This window comes from Halomonas kalidii, from assembly GCF_030010475.1.
Lineage (GTDB): Bacteria > Pseudomonadota > Gammaproteobacteria > Pseudomonadales > Halomonadaceae > Halomonas > Halomonas heilongjiangensis.
This window is the reverse complement of the sequence record NZ_JASCQN010000008.1, coordinates 38,035-56,265: the sequence shown is the minus strand read 5'-3', so window position 1 is coordinate 56,265 and position 18,231 is coordinate 38,035. Positions and strand designations below refer to the sequence as shown.

General features: G+C 64.3%; 17 protein-coding genes. 14 read left to right on the top strand and 3 right to left on the bottom strand.

All coding sequences use genetic code 11. The features are described from left to right. Positions 1–88: 88 nt before the first annotated feature. Positions 89–1,030: a LysR family transcriptional regulator gene (locus QLQ85_RS00805; RefSeq protein WP_282737281.1), complete on the bottom strand. Its 942-nt coding sequence runs from the start codon at positions 1,028–1,030 to the stop codon at positions 89–91. A 206-nt stretch (positions 1,031–1,236) separates the two neighbouring features. Here QLQ85_RS00805 and QLQ85_RS00800 point away from each other — a divergent pair, with 206 nt between their 5' ends. The 3 genes from QLQ85_RS00800 (at position 1,237) to QLQ85_RS00790 (ending at position 5,413) form a co-directional block, all read left to right on the top strand. Further along, positions 1,237–2,736, top strand: a complete 1,500-nt coding sequence (locus QLQ85_RS00800) for a CoA-acylating methylmalonate-semialdehyde dehydrogenase (RefSeq protein ID WP_282720300.1) — start codon at positions 1,237–1,239, stop codon at positions 2,734–2,736. A gap of 131 nt (positions 2,737–2,867) precedes the next feature. After that, a complete protein-coding gene (locus QLQ85_RS00795) occupies positions 2,868–4,724 on the top strand; it encodes a diguanylate cyclase (RefSeq protein WP_282737280.1) in 1,857 nt (618 codons plus the stop codon). 101 nt (positions 4,725–4,825) lie between these two features. After that, positions 4,826–5,413: a peroxidase-related enzyme gene (locus QLQ85_RS00790; RefSeq protein WP_282737279.1), complete on the top strand. Its 588-nt coding sequence runs from the start codon at positions 4,826–4,828 to the stop codon at positions 5,411–5,413. 141 nt (positions 5,414–5,554) lie between these two features. Here QLQ85_RS00790 and QLQ85_RS00785 read toward each other — a convergent pair whose 3' ends face one another. Then, positions 5,555–6,178 carry a TetR/AcrR family transcriptional regulator gene (locus QLQ85_RS00785; RefSeq protein WP_282737278.1) on the bottom strand — a complete coding sequence of 208 codons (624 nt, stop codon included), beginning with the start codon at positions 6,176–6,178 and terminating at the stop codon, positions 5,555–5,557. Positions 6,179–6,502: 324 nt separating this feature from the next. Here QLQ85_RS00785 and QLQ85_RS00780 point away from each other — a divergent pair, with 324 nt between their 5' ends. The 9 genes from QLQ85_RS00780 to QLQ85_RS00740 all read left to right on the top strand — a co-directional run bounded on the left by QLQ85_RS00780 (position 6,503) and on the right by QLQ85_RS00740 (position 15,490). Further along, complete coding sequence (locus QLQ85_RS00780) at positions 6,503–7,354, top strand: fumarylacetoacetate hydrolase family protein (RefSeq protein WP_282737277.1); 852 nt, start codon at positions 6,503–6,505, stop codon at positions 7,352–7,354. Between the two features lie 188 nt (positions 7,355–7,542). Next, positions 7,543–8,481, top strand: a complete 939-nt coding sequence (locus QLQ85_RS00775; protein WP_282737276.1) for a 2,4,5-trihydroxytoluene oxygenase — start codon at positions 7,543–7,545, stop codon at positions 8,479–8,481. 125 nt (positions 8,482–8,606) lie between these two features. Next, on the top strand, positions 8,607–9,692 hold the full coding sequence (locus QLQ85_RS00770; RefSeq protein WP_282737275.1) for a C4-dicarboxylate TRAP transporter substrate-binding protein: 1,086 nt from the start codon (positions 8,607–8,609) through the stop codon (positions 9,690–9,692). Positions 9,693–9,892: 200 nt separating this feature from the next. Next, a complete protein-coding gene (locus QLQ85_RS00765; protein WP_282737274.1) occupies positions 9,893–10,429 on the top strand; it encodes a TRAP transporter small permease subunit in 537 nt (178 codons plus the stop codon). A 3-nt stretch (positions 10,430–10,432) separates the two neighbouring features. Next, positions 10,433–11,752: a TRAP transporter large permease gene (locus tag QLQ85_RS00760; protein ID WP_282737273.1), complete on the top strand. Its 1,320-nt coding sequence runs from the start codon at positions 10,433–10,435 to the stop codon at positions 11,750–11,752. Between the two features lie 31 nt (positions 11,753–11,783). After that, complete coding sequence (locus QLQ85_RS00755; protein WP_282737272.1) at positions 11,784–12,182, top strand: YciI family protein; 399 nt, start codon at positions 11,784–11,786, stop codon at positions 12,180–12,182. A gap of 90 nt (positions 12,183–12,272) precedes the next feature. After that, entirely contained in the window at positions 12,273–13,130 is an 858-nt protein-coding gene (locus tag QLQ85_RS00750; protein WP_282737271.1) for a hypothetical protein, read from the top strand. 123 nt (positions 13,131–13,253) lie between these two features. After that, on the top strand, positions 13,254–14,759 hold the full coding sequence (locus QLQ85_RS00745) for a CoA-acylating methylmalonate-semialdehyde dehydrogenase (protein WP_282737270.1): 1,506 nt from the start codon (positions 13,254–13,256) through the stop codon (positions 14,757–14,759). A 140-nt stretch (positions 14,760–14,899) separates the two neighbouring features. After that, a complete protein-coding gene (locus QLQ85_RS00740; protein WP_282737269.1) occupies positions 14,900–15,490 on the top strand; it encodes a malonic semialdehyde reductase in 591 nt (196 codons plus the stop codon). Between the two features lie 28 nt (positions 15,491–15,518). Here QLQ85_RS00740 and QLQ85_RS00735 read toward each other — a convergent pair whose 3' ends face one another. Next, a complete protein-coding gene (locus QLQ85_RS00735; RefSeq protein WP_282720287.1) occupies positions 15,519–16,475 on the bottom strand; it encodes a LysR substrate-binding domain-containing protein in 957 nt (318 codons plus the stop codon). Positions 16,476–16,597: 122 nt separating this feature from the next. Here QLQ85_RS00735 and QLQ85_RS00730 point away from each other — a divergent pair, with 122 nt between their 5' ends. Together QLQ85_RS00730 and ycaC are read left to right on the top strand one after the other, a co-directional pair. Beyond that, the gene (locus tag QLQ85_RS00730; RefSeq protein ID WP_282737268.1) at positions 16,598–17,467 is read left to right on the top strand and encodes a pirin family protein; all 870 of its coding nucleotides are present in this window, start codon (positions 16,598–16,600) and stop codon (positions 17,465–17,467) included. Between the two features lie 77 nt (positions 17,468–17,544). Then, the gene (gene ycaC, locus QLQ85_RS00725; protein ID WP_240567032.1) at positions 17,545–18,168 is read left to right on the top strand and encodes an isochorismate family cysteine hydrolase YcaC; all 624 of its coding nucleotides are present in this window, start codon (positions 17,545–17,547) and stop codon (positions 18,166–18,168) included. Positions 18,169–18,231: the final 63 nt, after the last annotated feature.

The following is an 18,231-nucleotide window of genomic DNA, read 5'->3' as shown; positions in this document are numbered from 1 at the left end:
AATCACCGGTCTCTATTAGCACAAAGCGGGAATATCCACCGACTCGATAGCCAGCCTTTATCAACCCGAGACTCGGGGGACGAGGGCGTCAGAGGGTCGGCAACACCAGCGTCTCGGTGCTACCCATCAGGAAGGCACGGTTGGCGTCGAGCGCCTCGCGCAGGAAGTCCCACAGCAGCCGCACCCGGGCCAGGCGGCGCTGCTCCTGGCGGGCGGTGATCCAGAACTGGCGGTCGATCGCCACCTCGTCGTCGAGCACCCTGCTCAGCTCGGCCGTGGTTTCCGCCATGAAGCAGGGCAGCACGGCGAGCCCGGCCCCGTGCAGGGCGGCGGCGTGCTGGGTGGTGACGCTGGTGCTGCGCATGGCGAAGTGGGGTCCCGGCTGGCCGACCACCGCGGGATCGAGCAGCGGCTCCAGGTAGCTCAGCTGCTCGCTGAAGATCAGGTCGTCGACGTAGCCGATCAGCCGGTGCGCCCCCAGCTCGGCGAGCCTTGCCGGCGTGCCGTGGCGTTGCAGGTAGGCGCGGCTGCCGTAGAGCCGCAGCCGGTAGTCGCAGAGCCGCGAGATCACCAGCCCCGGGCTCACCGGACGCTCCACGGTGATCGCCAGGTCCGCCTCGTGGCGGCTGAGGTTGACCACCCGGGGCAGGGCGAGCAGGTCCAGAGTCACGCCCGGGTGGCGTTCGCAGAACGCCGAGAGCAGCGGGGCGATCACCCAGGTGCCGAAGCCTTCGGTCACCCCGAGGCGGATCTGCCCGCCGATCTGGTGGTTCTGGTCGGTGAGGCTCTCGCCGGCCTCGAAGGCGTGGCGAGCCATCTCCTCGGCGTGGGCGAGCAGCCGCTGACCGGCCTCGGTGAGGTGGTAGCCGTGGGTGCTACGCTCGAAGAGCTGGGTATTGAGCTTCTGCTCGAAGCGGCGGGTGCGCCGCGACAGCGTGGAGTGATCCAGCCCCAGGCGCCGGGCGGCGTCGGTGAGCCGCTGGCTGCGCGCCACCTCCAGGAAGATCTGGATATCCTGCCAGTCCAGCATCGGTGTCTCCCTTGATTGACTTGTTTGTGCGTGGATGCACAAACAATGTGCCCGAGTGCCCGTTGTCATGCCGTCGAGCGTCTGGATAGACTCGATGACATCACATTCCGTGCTGTCATGCACATAAAGTCGAATGTCGACTTCCAGTGTCCAACGCAAGAGCCGAATAACAAGGCAACGCCACCCAATCACAGAGGAGCACCCCCATGCCTATCCGCGAGATCCCCATGTATATCGACGGCCAGGCCGTCCCGTCCCAGAGCCAGGAGTGGCGCGACGTGGTCAACCCGGCCACCCAGGACGTGGTCGCCCGGGTGCCGTTCTGCAGCGCCGAGGAAGTCGACCGTGCCGTGGCCAGCGCCAAGGCCGCCTTCAAGGAGTGGCGCAAGACCCCCCTGGCCAAGCGCCAGCGCATCATGCTCAAGTTCCAGGCGCTGATTCGTGAGCACACCGAGGAGCTCGCCGCGCTGATCACCGAGGAGCACGGCAAGACCCTGCCCGACGCCGCCGGCGAGGTGGGGCGTGGCCTGGAAGTCGTCGAGCACGCCTGCTCGATCACCTCGCTGCAGCTCGGCGAGCTGGCCGAGAATGCCGCCAATGAAGTCGACGTCTACACCCTGAACCAGCCGCTGGGCGTGGGCGCCGGCATCACCGCCTTCAACTTCCCGATCATGCTGCCCTGCTTCATGTTCCCGCTGGCCATCGCCACCGGCAACACCTTCGTGCTCAAGCCCTCCGAGCAGGATCCGAGCTCCACCATGCGCCTGGTCGAGCTGGCCCACGAGGCGGGTGTCCCGGCCGGCGTGCTCAACGTGGTGCACGGCGGCCCGGACGTGGCCAACCAGATCGCCGACCACCCGGACATCAAGGCGCTCTCCTTTATCGGCTCCACCCATGTGGGCACGCAGCTCTATCGCCGCGCCGCCGAGGCCGGCAAGCGCATGCAGTCGATGATGGGGGCCAAGAACCACTGCGTGGTGATGCCCGACGCCAACCGCAGCCAGGCCATCAACAACCTGCTGGGCTCCGCCTTCGGCGCCGCCGGCCAGCGCTGCATGGCCAACTCCGTGGTGGTGCTGGTGGGCGAGGCCCGGGCCTGGCTTGACGACATCGTCGACGGCGCCCGCAACCTGAAGGTGGGACCCGGTATCCAGAAGGATGCCGACCTGGGCCCGCTGGTCTCCCCGGCGGCGCGTGAGCGCGTGATCCGCCTGATCGACGCCGGCGAGCAGGAGGGCGCCAGGCTGCTGGTCGACGGTCGCGGCTACGAGGTGGCCGGCTACCCCCACGGCAACTTCGTCGGCCCCACCGTCTTCGCCGACGTGACCGCGGAGATGACCATCTACCGCGAGGAGATCTTCGGCCCGGTGCTCTGCGTGGTCAGCGTCGACACCCTGGACGAGGCGATCGAATTCATCAATGCCAACCCCAATGGCAACGGCACCTCGATCTTCACCAACTCCGGCTGGGTGGCGCGCCGCTTCGAGACCGACATCGACGTCGGCCAGGTCGGCATCAACGTGCCGATCCCGGTGCCGGTGGCCTACTTCAGCTTCACCGGCTCGCGGGGCTCCAAGCTCGGCGACCTGGGCCCCAACGGCAAGCAGGCGATCCAGTTCTGGACCCAGACCAAGACCGTCACCGCGCGCTGGTTCGAGCCCGAGAACGTCTCCAGCGGCATCAACAGCACCATCTCGCTGCACTGATACCGCCAGGAGCGTGAAACGCGGCCCCGTCTCGCGAGAGGCGGGGCCGCCTTGCGTTGACGATGCCTGCCTGGCCGGTCGGGAAAGCTGGTAGAGTCCCGTTATCGTATGGATACGATGCCGGAGCTCATTTGACTCGTCACACTTCGCCGTTCTCGTCGGTGGCCCGCCGGCTGTGCTGGGCTTTGGCCCTGCTCTGCCTGCTGGCGCTGCCGGCCCAGGCCGCCATCGAGGTCACCGGGATGCCGGGCGAGCTCAACCTCGGGCCGCGGGTGGCGGTGCTCGAGGACCCCGATCGCGAGCTCGACATCGCGTCGCTGCTCGCCCGCCGCGACCGGCTGCCCTGGCGGGCCTCCGACCAGGACACCCTCAACTTCAGCTTCTCGTCGTCGGCCTGGTGGCTTGAGGTCGACCTGGCGAATGCCTCCGCGGCGCCCGAGCGCCGGCTGCTGGAGCTGGCCATGCCGCTGCACGACTATCTCGATGCCTGGCTGGTCGACGAGCGCGGGGAGGTGGTCCAGGCGTGGCAGACCGGCAATCGCCGCGACTTCGACTCGCGCCCGGTGGCGCACCGTACCTTCGTGCTGCCGATCGCGCTGCCGCCCGGCGAGACGCGCCGCGTGATCCTGCGGCTGGACACCCACGACGGGCTCTTCGATGCCACGCCGCTCTACCTGATGGACGATGCCAGCTTCCTGGCCAAGACCCAGCGGGAGCTGATGGCCTTCAGCCTCTACTTCGGGGCGCTGCTGGCGCTGCTCATCTACAACCTGCTGCTCTACGTCGCCACCCGCGAGCGCTCCCTGCTGCTGTACGTGATCTATCTCGGCACCTTCTTCGTGCTGATGTTTGCCGCACGGGGCTTTGCCTTCCAGTACTGGTGGCCGACCCTGCCGACGTTCAACAACCAGATGGTCCCGCTGAACATTGGCCTGTTCGCCGTCACGCAGGCCATCTTCAGCAGCCACTATCTCAGCCTGCAGCGGCAGGCGCCGGGAGTGGCCCGGGCACTGTACGGGGTGGCTGGCGTCTGCCTGGTGAGCGCCTTGCCGGCGTTGCTGGGGCACTATGCACCTATCTTTCGCCTGATGATTCCCGCGGCCATCGTGCTCTCCACGCTGCTGCTCGGCGTGGCCGCCTGGCTGAGCTGGCGGGGGGACGTCCTGGCCAGGATCTTCCTGGTGGCGTGGAGCGTGCTGCTGGTCGGCGTCTCGCTCTACTTCCTGCGGGTGGCCGGGGTGCTGCCCTACAACGCCGTCACCGAGTATGCCGTCCAGGCGGGCTCGGGGCTCGAGTTCCTGCTGCTGGCCCTGGGGCTGGCCTGGAAGATCAATCGGCTCAAGAACGAGAAGCTCGCGGCCGAGCGCGCCACTCACGAGATGCAGCGGACCCTCAACCAGCAGCTGGAGGAGCAGGTCCGGGCGCGCACCAGTGATCTCGAGGCGGCCAACCGGCAGCTCGTCGCCCTGTCGCGCACCGACCCGCTCACCGGACTGCTCAACCGCCGCCAGTTCCATGCCCTGGTCGACGACGAGCTGCAGCGTCGCCGTCGCCTCGGCCGGCCGCTGCTGTTCGCGGTGATGGATATCGATGCCTTCAAGGCCTACAACGACACCTATGGCCACCAGGCGGGCGACGAGGTGCTGGTGAGGGTCGCGGCGCTGCTCGAGAGACATTTTCGGCGCGCCGGCGATCGGCTGTTCCGGCTGGGCGGGGAGGAGTTCGGCCTGATGCTCGAGGCCGACACCCTGGTGGCCGGCCTCCAGGCCCTGGAGCAGTTCCGCGAGGCCATCGAGGGGCTGGGGATTCCCCACGCCGGCTCCGGGCATGGCGTGGTCACGGCGTCCTTCGGGCTGGTCGCCTGCGAGGATTTCGACAGGGTTCCGGATACCCAGGCGCTCTATGTCCAGGCGGACCAGGCGATGTACGAGGCCAAGGACCGGGAACGCAACCGCATCGTGACGCGCCACCTGGCCTTCGGTGCCTGAGCGCCGGCAGTCCGACGCGGGCATGGACAACAAGATGACGTTGACGTTAACTGGAGGTATCGCGTTCACCTATCCGACTACGACGTCACCCAGGAGCCGCCATGTCCGCCCCCATCAGCCGCTTTCCCGTTCCCGAGTCGATCCACGACCTGCCCGCCGACATCCGTGACGCCATGCTGGCGGTGCAGGAGAAGGCCGGCTTCGTGCCCAATGTCTTCCTGATGCTGGCCCATCGCCCGGCCGAGTTCCGCGCCTTCTTCGCCTACCACGACGCCCTGATGGAGCGCGAGTCCGACACCCTGACCAAGGCCGAGAAGGAGATGATCGTGGTGGCCACCAGTGCCCGCAACCGCTGCCTCTACTGCGTGGTCGCCCACGGCGCCCTGGTGCGCATCTACAGCAAGGACCCGCTGCTCGCCGACCAGGTCGCCGTCAACCACCGCGTCGCCGACCTGAGCGAGCGCCACCGGGTGATGCTCGACTTCGCCTTCCACACGGGCCTGGAGGTGGGCGAGCTCACCGACGCGTGGCAGGCCCGCCTGCTCGAGGCCGGCTTCACCCTCGACGACATCTGGGACATCGGCGCCATCGCCGCCTTCTTCGGCATGTCCAACCGCCTGGTCACCCTCGCCGGCACGCCGCCCAACGAGGAGTTCTACCTGATGGGGCGGGTGCCGCGGGAGAAGTAGGTCTCGTTTACGTGGCCGGCTGAATACAAACCCCGTGCAGTCAGTAGTGGGAGATAGTCTGACATTCCTCCAGTAGCTGCAGCACCGGCATGAGCTGGCTCTCGTGCAAGCGTCACGAGGCCGGGCGCCGGTCATGACGCCTCAAGGGAGGCTGGCCCTTCGGTAGCCGATGCCATCGAGGAAGATGTCGATCGCCTCGTCGGACAGCGCCCGCAGTTTCTCCTTGTCCGGCTCATCGACGAGGCCCAACAGGCAGCGCAGCTGGATATCCCCGGTGAGGGAGTCGAGGAACAGCCGCGCACGGTTGTAGGGACTGCCCGACTTGATCAGGCCCTCGTTCTCGGCCCAGGCGAAGTAGTCCGAGAGGCAGCGGTACGAGATGGAGGGGGCGGCGGAGAAGAAGGCCCGGCCCGCGTCCGGGAAATGCGGGCTCTCGGCCACCACCAGTCGATGGAGCTCCAGGGTGTTCGGGGCCAGCAGCACGTCGAAGAAGGCGTCGGCCATCTTGCGCAGTGCCCGATCCGGCGCCAACCCGATGAGATCGAGCGACACCATGGGGGTGACGATCTTCTGACACAGGTGGGAAATCAGCGCCGAGAAGAGCCCATCCTTGTCGCCGAAGTAGGCATAGATGGTGCGCTTCGATCCCCCCACCTTGGCGACGATGGCGTCGACGCTGACGCGTGAGTAACCGCTTTCCAGGAAGAGCTCGGTTGCGGCATCGAGAATGGCTTCACGCTTCTTCGCTTGTGATGGGCGTGCCATGCGTTCCCTCGGCGATACGGAAAAGATACCTGGAAGTACCATACTACCCGGGGCCGTCGGATAGCAAACCGACGGCCCAGCCGCGTCGGTCGATGACGGGTCAGGGGCTTGAGGTAGGCATCATGGCTCGAGCACGGGCTCGAGGCCCAGCCCGGCGCTTCCCGCTGATGTGGCCGCCCTGCAGGTGCCGCCTTCGACGAAGGTAGGGCATCCCGATCGAGAAATCGTTTGACAGCGAGGAGTCCGTGGGCGATCTTTGATCCAGTCAGGTACGGTACAGTACCGTACCGTAGTTAAAACAAATCCAACCAGCAGGAGGAAGACATGCGATTCGTGACCTTCGAACAGGATGGGCATCAGGGCCTGGCGATCGAGGAGCAGGAGGGGCTGCGAGGGCTGACAGTGAACGACGCCGGCTATCCAGGGGACCTTGCGCAGTTGCTGAAAGAGGGCGAAGCGACGCTGCAGAAGGCGCATCGACGGCTCGGTGGGGGCCGCTCCCTCGAGGGCGAGTCGATCCGTTTTCTGCCCCCTTTGCCGCGACCCGCGAAGATCATCTGCGTGGGACTTAACTATGCCGATCATACCAAGGAGAGCCCCTATGACCAGCCCGATTACCCGACGGTCTTCACGCGCTTCGCGTCCAGCTTGATCGGCCACAATGCGCCGATCATCCGTCCTGCAGGCTCAGAGCAGCTCGACTACGAAGGCGAGATGGCCGTCATCATCGGCACCGGTGGGCGCAACATATCGCGGGTCCGAGCGCTGGATCATGTCGCCGGCTATTCGATCTTCAACGATGCCTCAGTGCGGGATTACCAGTTCAAGTCACCCCAATGGACCATGGGCAAGAACTTCGATGCCACGGGCGCCTTCGGTCCCGCCTTCGTCACCGCCGAGGAGTTGCCACTGGGTGGGAAGGGTCTGCAGCTCAGGACCCTGCTCAACGGGGAGGTCGTCCAGCAGGCCAATACCGATGACCTGATCTTCGATGTGGCAGACCTGATCTCCATCATCAGTGAAGTGCTGACCCTGGAGCCCGGCGACGTGCTGGTCACTGGCACGCCCGCCGGCGTCGGTTTCGCCAGGACCCCGCCGCTCTACATGCAGGAAGGCGATGTCTGCAGCGTCGAAGTCGAGGGGCTGGGGACCCTGATAAACCCGGTGTCCAGATAATCCTCTGACCGCACACCAGCGATTTCGAAGCCGTGGAGGGAAGGGAGAGCGGAATCCAGGGAGATAGATCAGGACATGGGCCGAAGGGGAGTCGCTCCTCCGCGGCGGGAAGCAAGACAAGAATCCGTGTTTCCTTGGCAGTACCTCCTATCGGTGAATAACGATAACAGCGAAGAAATGGAGCGAATATGCTTAGGGTCAAAGATATCCATCATGTGGTGTATCGCCACGCCGACCTGGAAGCGCTCGAAGCCTTCCTCGGCGACTTCGGCATGGTGGTGGCGTCCAGGGACGACGATCGGGTGTTCTTCCGGGGCGCCTGCTCGGCCCCCTACATCTATATCGCCGAGCGTGCCGAGACGCCATCCTTCGGCAGCATTGCCTTCGAGGTCGAGAGTCGCGACGACCTGCTGAAAGCCGCCGCCCTGGAGGGCGCCTCCGAGGTGCAGGCGCTCGACAGGCCAGGCGGCGGGGAGCGGGTGATACTCCACGACCCCGCCGGCCGTCAGGTCGATATCGTCCATGGCATCTCGACAGTGGCGCCGCTGCCGATGCGACCCGCCCTGACCTACAACACCGCCGACAGCAAGCAGCGGTTCGGTGATACGCAACGACCAGAACCGGGCCCCGCCCAGATCCTCCGGCTCGGGCATATCGCCTTGGGCGTCCAGGATCTCCACGAGAACCTCCAGTGGTATACGACCGTCCTGGGCATGTTGCCGTCCGACATGGTGGTCGAAGAACAGCGGGATAACCCGCATGCCGTCTTCCTGCGGATCGACCGCGGCGATGACTGGACGGACCATCACACCGTCGCCCTCTTCGGTGCCCCCAGAGATCACGTCCATCACTCCTCGTTCGAGGTTCAGGATGTGGACTCCCAGTATCTCGGCAACCAGTGGTTGACGCAGCGGGCATGGACGCCCTTCTGGGGGGTAGGCCGACACCTGCTCGGCAGTCAGGTGTTCGACTACTGGTACGACACCTCGGGCAACATCGTCGAGCACTTCACCGACGGCGACCTTTACAACCGCGAGTCGCGAACCGGCTACGTGGAGGGAGGAAGCAACACCCTCTACCAATGGGGACCCGACATGGCGATCGAGGACTTCCTCGGTCATGAGTGACGGTGAACCCGCTCGCAGCCTGACCAGGACGAGAAAGGGGCGTGGGCGATAACCCTCGACGACAACAGCCCCGTCCCCCTCCGCTCGACACTCCAACAATACACAACAAGTTCAGGAGTCAGACGATGAACCTCAAGCTGATTTCCCCCCTTGCCCTGGCACTCCCCCTGGTACTCTCCGGCTGCGGCGAAGAATCCGCCCAGGCCATGGAGACGATCAATCTCAGGGTCGGGGCCAGCCATCCGGAATCCCTGCCATGGGTGGGCGCCATTTCCGATCACTTCATCCCCGAGGTCGACCGCCGAATCGCCGAGCTGGATCTGGGCTACCGGATCAACTGGCAGGAGTCCTACGGGGGCAAGCTGTACAAGGCCAACGCGACCCTCAGTTCGGTGTCGCAGGGCATCGTGGATATCGGCTGGGTGTTCAGCACCCTGGAGGGTTCCCGACAGCCCTTGACGCAGGTCACGGCCTATACGCCGGGCGTTACGGATGACCCGGCGATCATGATGGATGTCTTCAACGAGCTGAATCGCTCCGTGCCGGCGTTGAAGGCCGAATGGGAAGGCAATAACACGGTCTTCCTCGGCGCAACCGCCAGCGATCCCTTCCAGATCTTCACGGCCTTCCCCCTCGACTCCCTGGATGACCTGCAGGGCCAGAAGATCTCGGCGGCGGGGGTGCTGTCTTCCTGGCTGCGCGGGACGGGCGCCGTGGGGGTGCAAGGGGCCTTGCCCGATTTCTACATGCAGGTTCAGACGGGCGTCTCCAATGGCAGCCTGGTGCTGCCGTCCGGTGCCTTCAGCATCAAGCTCCACGAGGTGGCGCCTTACCTGACGAAGGTGAACCTGGGGTCCACCTATTTCGGTGGGCTGGCCATCAACAAGGATACCTTCGAGGGTCTGCCTGCCGAGATCCAGAAGATCCTGCTGGAGGCCGGGGGTGTCTACTCCGAGAACGTCGGGACAGGGGCGATGGGCATCTACGACGAGGGAATGGCGGCGATGGAGGAGAACCCCGAGGTCACCATCCTCACCTGGTCGGACGAGCAGACCCGGGAGTGGATCGATAACCTGCCGAACCTGGCGAAGGAATGGGTCGAGGACAATCGCGCCAAAGGTCTGCCTGCCGGGGAAGTCCTCCAGGCCTATATGGACGCGATACGCAAGCGGGGCATCGAGCCCATGCGTGCCTGGGACCAGGAAATCTAGTGGTGGAAACCTCGGTGAAGAGGCTGCCCGGGAATGGGTATCGATGGATCTCGCACAGGGACGTTCATCGACGACGCGACTTCTTCGGGTGTCGCCGGCGGAAACGCCTTCATCGAGCCCCTTGCATTCATGTCGTCTCCAATGAACTTGGCTGCGCTCGATGCCACCGAGGCGCCGAGAGAGTGAAAGGAGGTCGGAAAATGAGCAATACAAGAATGATGAATGAATGGTTCGGCCGTGTCGTCGATGGGCTCAATGCCGTGGGGTCGCTGCTGATATTCGCGATGATGGTCCTGGTGTGCGCGGACGTGGCGTCCAGGTCTCTGCTCAATCAACCCATCTATGGCGTCACGGAGCTGATGTCGCTGTCCATCGTGGCGATCGTCTTCCTGCAGATGGCCAGCACGTTGAGGCATCGACGCATGGCGAAGGCGGATATCTTCATCGAGAAGTTCATCACGACGTCCCCCGTGGCGGGACATGTCCTGAGTGCCGTGTTCAGCCTGGGCGGCATCCTGGCCAGTGCCCTGATCGTCTACGGCACCTACCCGCTATGGGCGCAGGCATGGCACGCCAATGAGTACATCGGCGTCCAGGGCCTGCTCACCGTGCCCACCTGGCCGGTGAAGACCGTCATCCTGATCGGTGGCAGTGCCACCGGAATCCAGTACCTCATCGATGCGCTGCAGGACCTGGCTTCCGCAAGCGACCACTACAAAGAACGGAAGGGGGGCTGAGCCATGTCCGCCATGATCATTGGGCTGATAGCGATCGCCTCGATGCTGATTGCCATCTATCTGGGCGTTCACATCGCCATCGCCCTGATACTGATCTCCTTCGTCAGTCTCTGGCTGATGCTGGACCCGTCCCTCGCCCTGCGGATGGTGGCTTCCGCCGCCAATGACGCGATCCAGGACAGCCTCTATGGCGTGGTCCCGCTCTTCGTGTTGATGGGGCTCTTCGTCTCGGTCTGTGGCGTCGGGCGGGACACCTTCGATGTGGCCGGCTGGTTGCTGAGGAAGATCCGGGGAGGGCTCGGCATGGCCACCGTCGGTTCGAATGCCGCCTTCGCCGCCATCACCGGCGTCAGCATCGCCTCCGCCGCCGTCTTCAGCAAGATCGCCGTACCCGAGATGATGCGCCACGGGCATACCAGCCGCTTCTCGGTGGGCGTCGTCGCCGCCAGTTCGGTGCTCGGGATGCTGATTCCCCCCAGCCTGCTGCTGATCATCTACGGGGTGCTCGCCGAGGAGTCGATCGGCCGGCTCTTCATCGCGGGGGTCATTCCGGGGTTGCTGCTCGCGGGCTGCTTCTGCCTGCTGATCGTGGTGCTGGCGAGGTACTTCCCCGACTTCGTGGGCAATGCCGACAGTCTGCAGCAGCACCCCGATGAGGAAAGGGCGGAAACCCTAGCGTCCCTGCTCAAGAAGGGCGTCCCCATCCTGGCCCTGATCGTCCTGGTGCTGGGCGGCATCTACTCGGGCCTCTTCACGCCGATGGAGGCCGGTGCCGTGGGGGCCCTGGGTGCCTTCATCATGACGCTGCTGCGGGGGAAGTTGACGCCGAGCAGGTTCTGGAAGGTGCTGGTGGAAACCGGGCATGTCTCTGTCTCCGTTCTCTTTCTCATCATCGCCGCGAGTCTCTACAGCAGGATGCTGGCGATGAGCGGCGTGCCCGAGCAGATCACCCACCTGATGATCGGCTCCGGGCTGGGGGCGGTCGGGTTCGTCCTCATGTACCTGCTGGTCATCCTGCTCCTCGGCTGCGTGCTCGACTCGGTCTCCATCCTGTTGATCATGGTGCCCATCGCGCTGCCCATCTCCGCTAGCTTCGGGATGGACCCGACCTGGTTCGGCATCATCACCGTGGTGGCCGTGGAGATCGGCTTGATCACCCCACCCTTCGGGTTGTCCGTCTATACGGTCAAGGCCTCGCTGGATGATCAGAGCGTGGCCCTGAAGGAAGTCTTCGTGGGCGTGATCCCCTTCGTCCTTTGCATGTTGTGCGTGCTGCTGATTCTGGCGGCATTTCCCTGGCTGAGCCTGGTGCTGGCTCGCTGATTATCGACCATTACAAGAATCGGAGTCGATCATGAGTAACGATACCCTGACCAAGGATTTCATCGTCGGTGTCTGCAAGGAGAAGGGCTTTCTCGCCAAGCAGATGTATGTCGTCTCGACCACCTCCGCGGGGGACATGGACAAGATTCTGGAGAACCTCGAGGAGCATCTCGCCTATCAGGTAGAGCTGGAAAGGCGAGGCATCATGTTTTCCGCGGGACCCGTGTTCTCGGAAGATGGCCAGTCATGGCATGGCGAAGGGATGGTCGTCATTCGGGCGGATTCTCTGGATGAGGCCCGTGACATCGCCGGCGCCGACCCGATGCATCGCAGCGGGGCACGCAACTTCACCGTTCGCCCCTGGCTGATGAATGAAGGCTCGATCCAGATCCGGGTGAACTATTCCGACGGTAGCGTTGAGGTGGTTTAAACAACCTGGCGTCGCTCCCATGGATGGGGCGGCCGGATGACCCGATGCGCGACTAACAACGACAACACTTCAAATTAAAAGTGATACATAATGAATAAAAAACATATGTTTTGGCTCTCTGTCGCCATGCTTGGCAGCATGATGCTGGCCGAAGCGCAAGCCGCAAGCTGGAGTGACACCTTCCTCGGCTACCGATATGGCACTCAGTTTCACGAGCCTGGCATCGAGGAAGAGATTGAACAGCATATCGTGCAGTTTTCCCATGTCAGTGGCTATAAGTACGGATCCAATTACTTCAATGTGGATTTCATTCAGTCTGACCGGAATGATGCAATCAACGGTGGTGGTTCCGGGGCCATTAATGTTTACTCGGTCTATCGTCATCAATTGCATTACGGAAAGCTGTTCGGAGAGCCGTTGAGTTTCGGCCCCGTCAGGGATGTGGCCTTGACGGCTGGATTCGACCTGAGTCACAAGAACAGTAGCTTTGCATCCCGTAAACGGATGCTGTTATTGGGGCCAACGCTCAAGTTCGATCTGCCAAGAGGGTTTGTCGATCTGAGTGTCTTGCTAGCTCGTGAATGGAATCACTGTGGCCTCGATATCTGTCGCCTCGAAGGTAACCAGGACAGCATCGATTTTGATCCCTACTATCAGTTCAGCCTGGCATGGGGAGTTCCTTTCGAAGCCGGAAGCCTTTCGATGAAATTTCAGGGTTTTTTTAATTACAATACCGAAAAGGGGGGAGATTACTTTGGTGTGGCGACGAAGCCGGAGCAACTTTCCCGTACCTCGCTCATGCTCGATGCAGGTGAGCTCGCCTGGGGAAGCAGCAATAACCTATGGGTAGGTGTCGGGTATGAGTTATGGAGGAACAAATTCGGAAACCACGGCAAGCCAGGCGTCGATGTTGATGCCGTCACCTTCAATGCCGAGTGGCACTTCTAGAGCCTGATGGTTTTCTGGTTCGTTGGCCCTGTCAATTGCGTAGCAATTCGCGGGGAAAGTTGGTGGATGTTAAGCCAGTTTTCTCGGGGCTTTCTGAGATCTAAACACTACTTCGAGGTGAATATGAATAATACCTTGCATCACTTTGTTGACGGCGAAAGGCTCGCCGGCCAGGGGAATCGCTTTCACGATGTGTACGATCCGGCGACCGGCCAGGTGACGGCACGCCTGCCCCTGGCCGATGAAGCCGAGGTGGCCCAGGCCGTCGCCGCGGCGAAGCGTGCCTTCCCGTCCTGGTCCGCCATGACCCCCTTGCGCCGTGCCCGGGTCATGAGCCGCTTCAAGGCGCTGCTGGACGAGCATGCCGATGAGCTCGCCCGCATCATCTCCATGGAGCATGGCAAGGTGCATTCGGATGCCATGGGCGAGGTGCGGCGAGGGATCGAGGTGGTGGAGTTCGCCTGCGGGGGGCCTCATCTGCTCAAGGGGGAGGTCACCGAGAACATCGGCACGGACATCGACTCCCTCTCGCTGCGCCAGCCCCTGGGAGTCGTTGCCGGTATCACGCCGTTCAACTTCCCCGCCATGGTGTCGCTGTGGATGTTCCCCGTCGCCCTGGTGTGCGGCAACACCTTCGTGCTCAAGCCTTCGGAGCGCGATCCGTCGGCCGCTCTCTTCCTGGCGGAGCTGCTGGAGCGGGCGGGGCTGCCCGATGGCGTCTTCAATGTCATCAACGGCGACAAGGAGGCGGTGGATGCGCTCCTCGCGCATCCCGACGTCCAGGCGGTGAGCTTCGTCGGCTCCACGCCGATCGCCCGCTACGTCTATGCCACCGGCTGTGCCAACGGCAAGCGAGTGCAGGCCCTGGGTGGCGCCAAGAACCACATGGTCGTCATGCCCGACGCCGACCTGGACAAGGCGGCGGATGCACTGATGGGCGCCGCCTACGGCTCGGCCGGCGAGCGTTGCATGGCGATCTCGGTGGCGGTGGTCGTGGGGGACGAGGTCGCCGATGCCCTGGTCGAGCGCCTGGCGCCTCGCGTTCGCACCCTCAAGGTGGGGCCCAGCAGCGACGAGACCGCCGAGATGGGACCGTTGATCACCGCGGCGCACCGGGACAAGGTGGCCTCCTACATCGGCATCGGCGTGGAGGAGGGGGCCGGGCTGGTGGTCGATGGGCGCGACGTCGCCATCGCCTCGCCCGGACATGAGGAAGGCTTCTTCCTCGGGGGGAGTCTGTTCGACCATGTCACCCCCCAGATGCGCATCTACCGGGAAGAGATCTTCGGCCCCGTGCTGGGCATCGTGCGCGTCGACAGCTGGGAAGAGGCGCTCGACCTGATCAATGCCCATGAGTATGCCAACGGGACGGCCATCTTCACTCGCGATGGTGATGCGGCCCGGCGCTTCGCCCACCGGATCGAGGTGGGCATGGTAGGCGTCAACGTACCCATTCCCGTGCCGATGGCCTTCCATAGCTTCGGTGGCTGGCGCAACTCGCTGTTCGGCGATCACCATCTGCATGGCCCCGAAGGCGTGCGCTTCTATACCCGCCTGAAGACCATCACCTCCCGCTGGCCCACCGGCATCCGGGCCGGCGCCGACTACGTCATGCCGACCATGGAGTAGCCGGCGCCGGATCCCCCCGCCCGGCCATGGCGTCGCCGGCGGCGGGGTCCGGCCTCATGCGAGGCGGTGGGGCAGGACCCTGCCGCCAGTCGAGTCAAGGGCGCCCGCTGCGTCGAGCGCCCCAGTCAAGGAGTCATCTCATGGCTGCCATCGATGCCCGAGCCGTCGAAACGCTCTTCACGGAAGCCCGTACCCACAATGTCTGGTACGACTTGGACATCCGCGAGGAGACGCTTCGCGAGCTCTATCACCTCATGCAGCACTGTCCCACTTCCATGAACTGTCAGCCGTTGAGGATTCTCTTTCTCAGGAGTCCGGCGGCCAAGCAACGCCTCAAGCCGGCGCTGTTGCCCGGTAACGTGGAGAAGGCCATGACGGCGCCGGTGGTCGCGGTGCTGGGCTACGATACCGCCTTCTATGAGCACCTGCCGCGGACGTTCGCCCACAGCCCCGGGGCCAAGGCGATCTTCGAGGAGGACCCGGCGTTCGCCGATGTCACGGCCTTCCGGAACAGCTCCATCCAGGGCGGTTACTTCATCCTGGCGGCTCGTGCCCTGGGGCTGGACGTGGGGCCCATGTCCGGTTTCGACCATCGCCTCGTCGACCAGGAGTTCTGGCCGGACGGCAGGGTGAAGAGCAACTTCCTGTGCAACCTGGGGTTCGGGGATGCCTCGGCGCTCTTCCCCCGGGGCGAGCGCTTCGCCTTCGACGAGGCCTGCGGGTGCCTGTAGGCCACGGTCGCCCGTTCTTCCCGGGCGGTCAGTCATCCAGGGAGGCGCTGGTCCGTTCGGTCGCCAGGATGACGTCCCGGGTCGCGACGTCTTCCTCCGCGATTTCCTCGGCGAGGAAGTCCAGCAGGGCCCGGACCGAAGGCAGCAGGCAGCGCCGGGAGGGGAAGACGGCATGCAGGATCCCGCCGCGTGGCACCCAGCCCGGCAGCACATCGACCAACCGGCCGGCCTGGAGGTCGCGCCCGGCGACCAGTAGGGCCAGCTTGACCACGCCCATCCCGGCCAGGGCCGCCTCATGCAGCGTTTCGGCGCTGTCCGTCACCAGGCGGGGGCGATGAGGGATCTGGGCGGTGACCCCGTCGGGGCCGACCAGATCCCAGCGATGCTGCTTGTCGGGCTGGTCGAAATCCAGGCTGGGTAGCTGGCACAGGTCGGCGGGCGTGCGGGGCAGCGAGTGGTCCTCGAACAGGCCGGGGGCCGCCACTAGCCGCTGGGGGCTGCGCGACAGGATCTTCATGGTCAGGTCGCTGTCTTCCAGGGGCGGGAAACGGATCCGGATCGCCATGTCGAAGCCTTCCTTGACCACGTCCACCCGGCGACTGGTGGCCTCCACCTGGATATCGACCTTGGGGTACCGGGCCATGAAGCGGACCAGCAGGGGGGTGATCAGGTAATGCAGCACGCTCGGCGAACAGCTCAGTCGTATCACGCCCCGGGGCTCGGCGCGATTAAGCTGGATCAGTTCATCAGCCGCTTCCGCCTCCACCAGCATCGCCACGCAATGCCGGTAATAGGCCTGGCCGATCTCGGTCACCGAAAAATGGCGCGTCGAGCGATTCACCAGCCGAGTTTCCAGGCGCTCCTCCAGCTGGCCGATGCGACGACTCAGCTTCGACTTGGGGATCCCCAGGGCGCGACCGGCCGGTGCGAACCCCCCGTGATCCACTACCTGCACGAAGTAATAGAGGTCATTGAGGTCCTGCATTCTATTGTCCTATTAATGCAACGGTCTGTGCCGGATGTGCCGTCTAGTGGGTTCGTCGTTCATTTAATAGGCTTCTTGTCATCGAGGCTACCGGCCTCCCTACAACACTCAGGAGCCCGACGATGAAGAAGATCCAAGCGGTATACGGCGCCCCCCGCGGTCACTGGGTCGGTGACGGCTTTCCCGTGCGTTCCCTGTTCACCTATGAGCGCATGGGGGCCGAGCACATCAGCCCCTTCCTGATGCTGGATCACGCCGGTCCCTACACCTTCAAGCCGGCCAAGCGGCCTCGCGGCGTGGGGCAGCACCCCCACCGCGGCTTCGAGACCGTGACCCTGGTCTACGAAGGGGAGCTGGAGCACCGCGATTCCACCGGCAGCGGCGGCAAGATCGGCGAGGGGGACGTGCAGTGGATGACCGCCGGTGCCGGCATCATCCACGAGGAGTACCACTCCCGGGCCTTCACGGAGCGCGGTGGCAAGCTGGAAATGGTGCAGCTCTGGGTCAACCTGCCCGCTCGCGACAAGGATACCCCGGCAGCCTACCAGACGCTGCTCGATGCCGACATTCCCAGCGTGCCGCTGGACGACGAGGCCGGCCGGGTACGGGTGGTGGCAGGTAGCTACCTTGGACATGAGGGACCGGCCAGTACCTTCACGCCGATCAACATGTGGGACGTGCGGTTGGCCTCTGGCAGGCATGCCACCCTGCCGGTGCCGGAGGACCACACCACCCTGTTGGTGGTGCTGGGGGGCACCGTCCAGGTCAATGGCGAGACCATCGTGCGCGACGAGGCCGTGGTGAGCTTCGAGCGTCGCGGCGAGGAGCTGCACCTGGAGGCCAACAACGACGCCAAGTTGCTGCTGCTGAGCGGCGAGCCCATCGAGGAGCCGGTCGTCGGCCACGGGCCCTTCGTGATGAACAGAGTGGAGGAGATCCACCAAGCCTTCGCCGACTTCCAACGCGGGAAGTACGGCGCCCTGAACGACTAGCGGGGGGATTTCCGCTGGCGTGCTTGCCCGGCAGCCGTGCTGCCGGGCCATTCCAACCTGACGAAAGGAGTACCACCATGTCCTTTACCTACAACCGCCTGGACAAGGATGACGTGGCCCTGTTGATGGTCGACCACCAGGCCGGCCTGCTGTCCCTGGTGCGCGACTACAGTCCGGACGACTTCAAGAACAACGTGCTGGCACTGGCAGATATCGCCAAGTTCTTCGATATCCCCACCATCCTCACCACCAGCTTCGAGACCGGCCCCAACGGCCCCATCGTGCCGGAACTCAAGGAGATGTTCCCCCAGGCGCCCTACCTCGCCCGTCCGGGCCAGATCAACGCCTGGGACAACGAGGAGTTCGTCGCCGCCATCAAGGCCACCGGCAAGAAGCAGCTACTGGTCGCTGGCGTGGTCACCGAGGTCTGCGTGGCCTTCCCGGTGCTCTCCGCCCTGGAGGAAGGCTACGAGGTCTTCGTGGTCACCGACGCCTCCGGTACCTTCAACCAGACCACCCGGGAGGCCGCCTGGGATCGCATGTCCCAGGCCGGTGCCCAGCTGATGACCTGGTTCGGTGTCGGCTGCGAGCTGCACCGTGACTGGCGCAACGACATCGAAGGCTTCGGCGGCCTGCTGGCTGGCCACCTACCGGCCTACGCCAACCTGATTCAAAGCTACAACCAGCAGACTCAGGGCTAAGTGCGGTCGGCTCGGTCCCGAGCAATGGTTCAGGGGGGCGCCTATTCTGAAGGCGGCCCCCTC

Bases quoted from the DNA above. Each gene is read 5' to 3' on its own strand.
- QLQ85_RS00805 (WP_282737281.1), bottom strand. From the start codon at position 1,030: ATGCTGGACTGGCAGGATATCCAGATCTTCCTGGAGGTGGCGCGCAGC.
- QLQ85_RS00800 (WP_282720300.1), top strand. From the start codon at position 1,237: ATGCCTATCCGCGAGATCCCCATGTATATCGACGGCCAGGCCGTCCCG.
- QLQ85_RS00790 (WP_282737279.1), top strand. From the start codon at position 4,826: ATGTCCGCCCCCATCAGCCGCTTTCCCGTTCCCGAGTCGATCCACGAC.
- QLQ85_RS00785 (WP_282737278.1), bottom strand. From the start codon at position 6,178: ATGGCACGCCCATCACAAGCGAAGAAGCGTGAAGCCATTCTCGATGCC.
- QLQ85_RS00780 (WP_282737277.1), top strand. From the start codon at position 6,503: ATGCGATTCGTGACCTTCGAACAGGATGGGCATCAGGGCCTGGCGATC.
- QLQ85_RS00775 (WP_282737276.1), top strand. From the start codon at position 7,543: ATGCTTAGGGTCAAAGATATCCATCATGTGGTGTATCGCCACGCCGAC.
- QLQ85_RS00770 (WP_282737275.1), top strand. From the start codon at position 8,607: ATGAACCTCAAGCTGATTTCCCCCCTTGCCCTGGCACTCCCCCTGGTA.
- QLQ85_RS00765 (WP_282737274.1), top strand. From the start codon at position 9,893: ATGAGCAATACAAGAATGATGAATGAATGGTTCGGCCGTGTCGTCGAT.
- QLQ85_RS00760 (WP_282737273.1), top strand. From the start codon at position 10,433: ATGTCCGCCATGATCATTGGGCTGATAGCGATCGCCTCGATGCTGATT.
- QLQ85_RS00755 (WP_282737272.1), top strand. From the start codon at position 11,784: ATGAGTAACGATACCCTGACCAAGGATTTCATCGTCGGTGTCTGCAAG.
- QLQ85_RS00750 (WP_282737271.1), top strand. From the start codon at position 12,273: ATGAATAAAAAACATATGTTTTGGCTCTCTGTCGCCATGCTTGGCAGC.
- QLQ85_RS00745 (WP_282737270.1), top strand. From the start codon at position 13,254: ATGAATAATACCTTGCATCACTTTGTTGACGGCGAAAGGCTCGCCGGC.
- QLQ85_RS00740 (WP_282737269.1), top strand. From the start codon at position 14,900: ATGGCTGCCATCGATGCCCGAGCCGTCGAAACGCTCTTCACGGAAGCC.
- QLQ85_RS00735 (WP_282720287.1), bottom strand. From the start codon at position 16,475: ATGCAGGACCTCAATGACCTCTATTACTTCGTGCAGGTAGTGGATCAC.
- QLQ85_RS00730 (WP_282737268.1), top strand. From the start codon at position 16,598: ATGAAGAAGATCCAAGCGGTATACGGCGCCCCCCGCGGTCACTGGGTC.
- ycaC (WP_240567032.1), top strand. From the start codon at position 17,545: ATGTCCTTTACCTACAACCGCCTGGACAAGGATGACGTGGCCCTGTTG.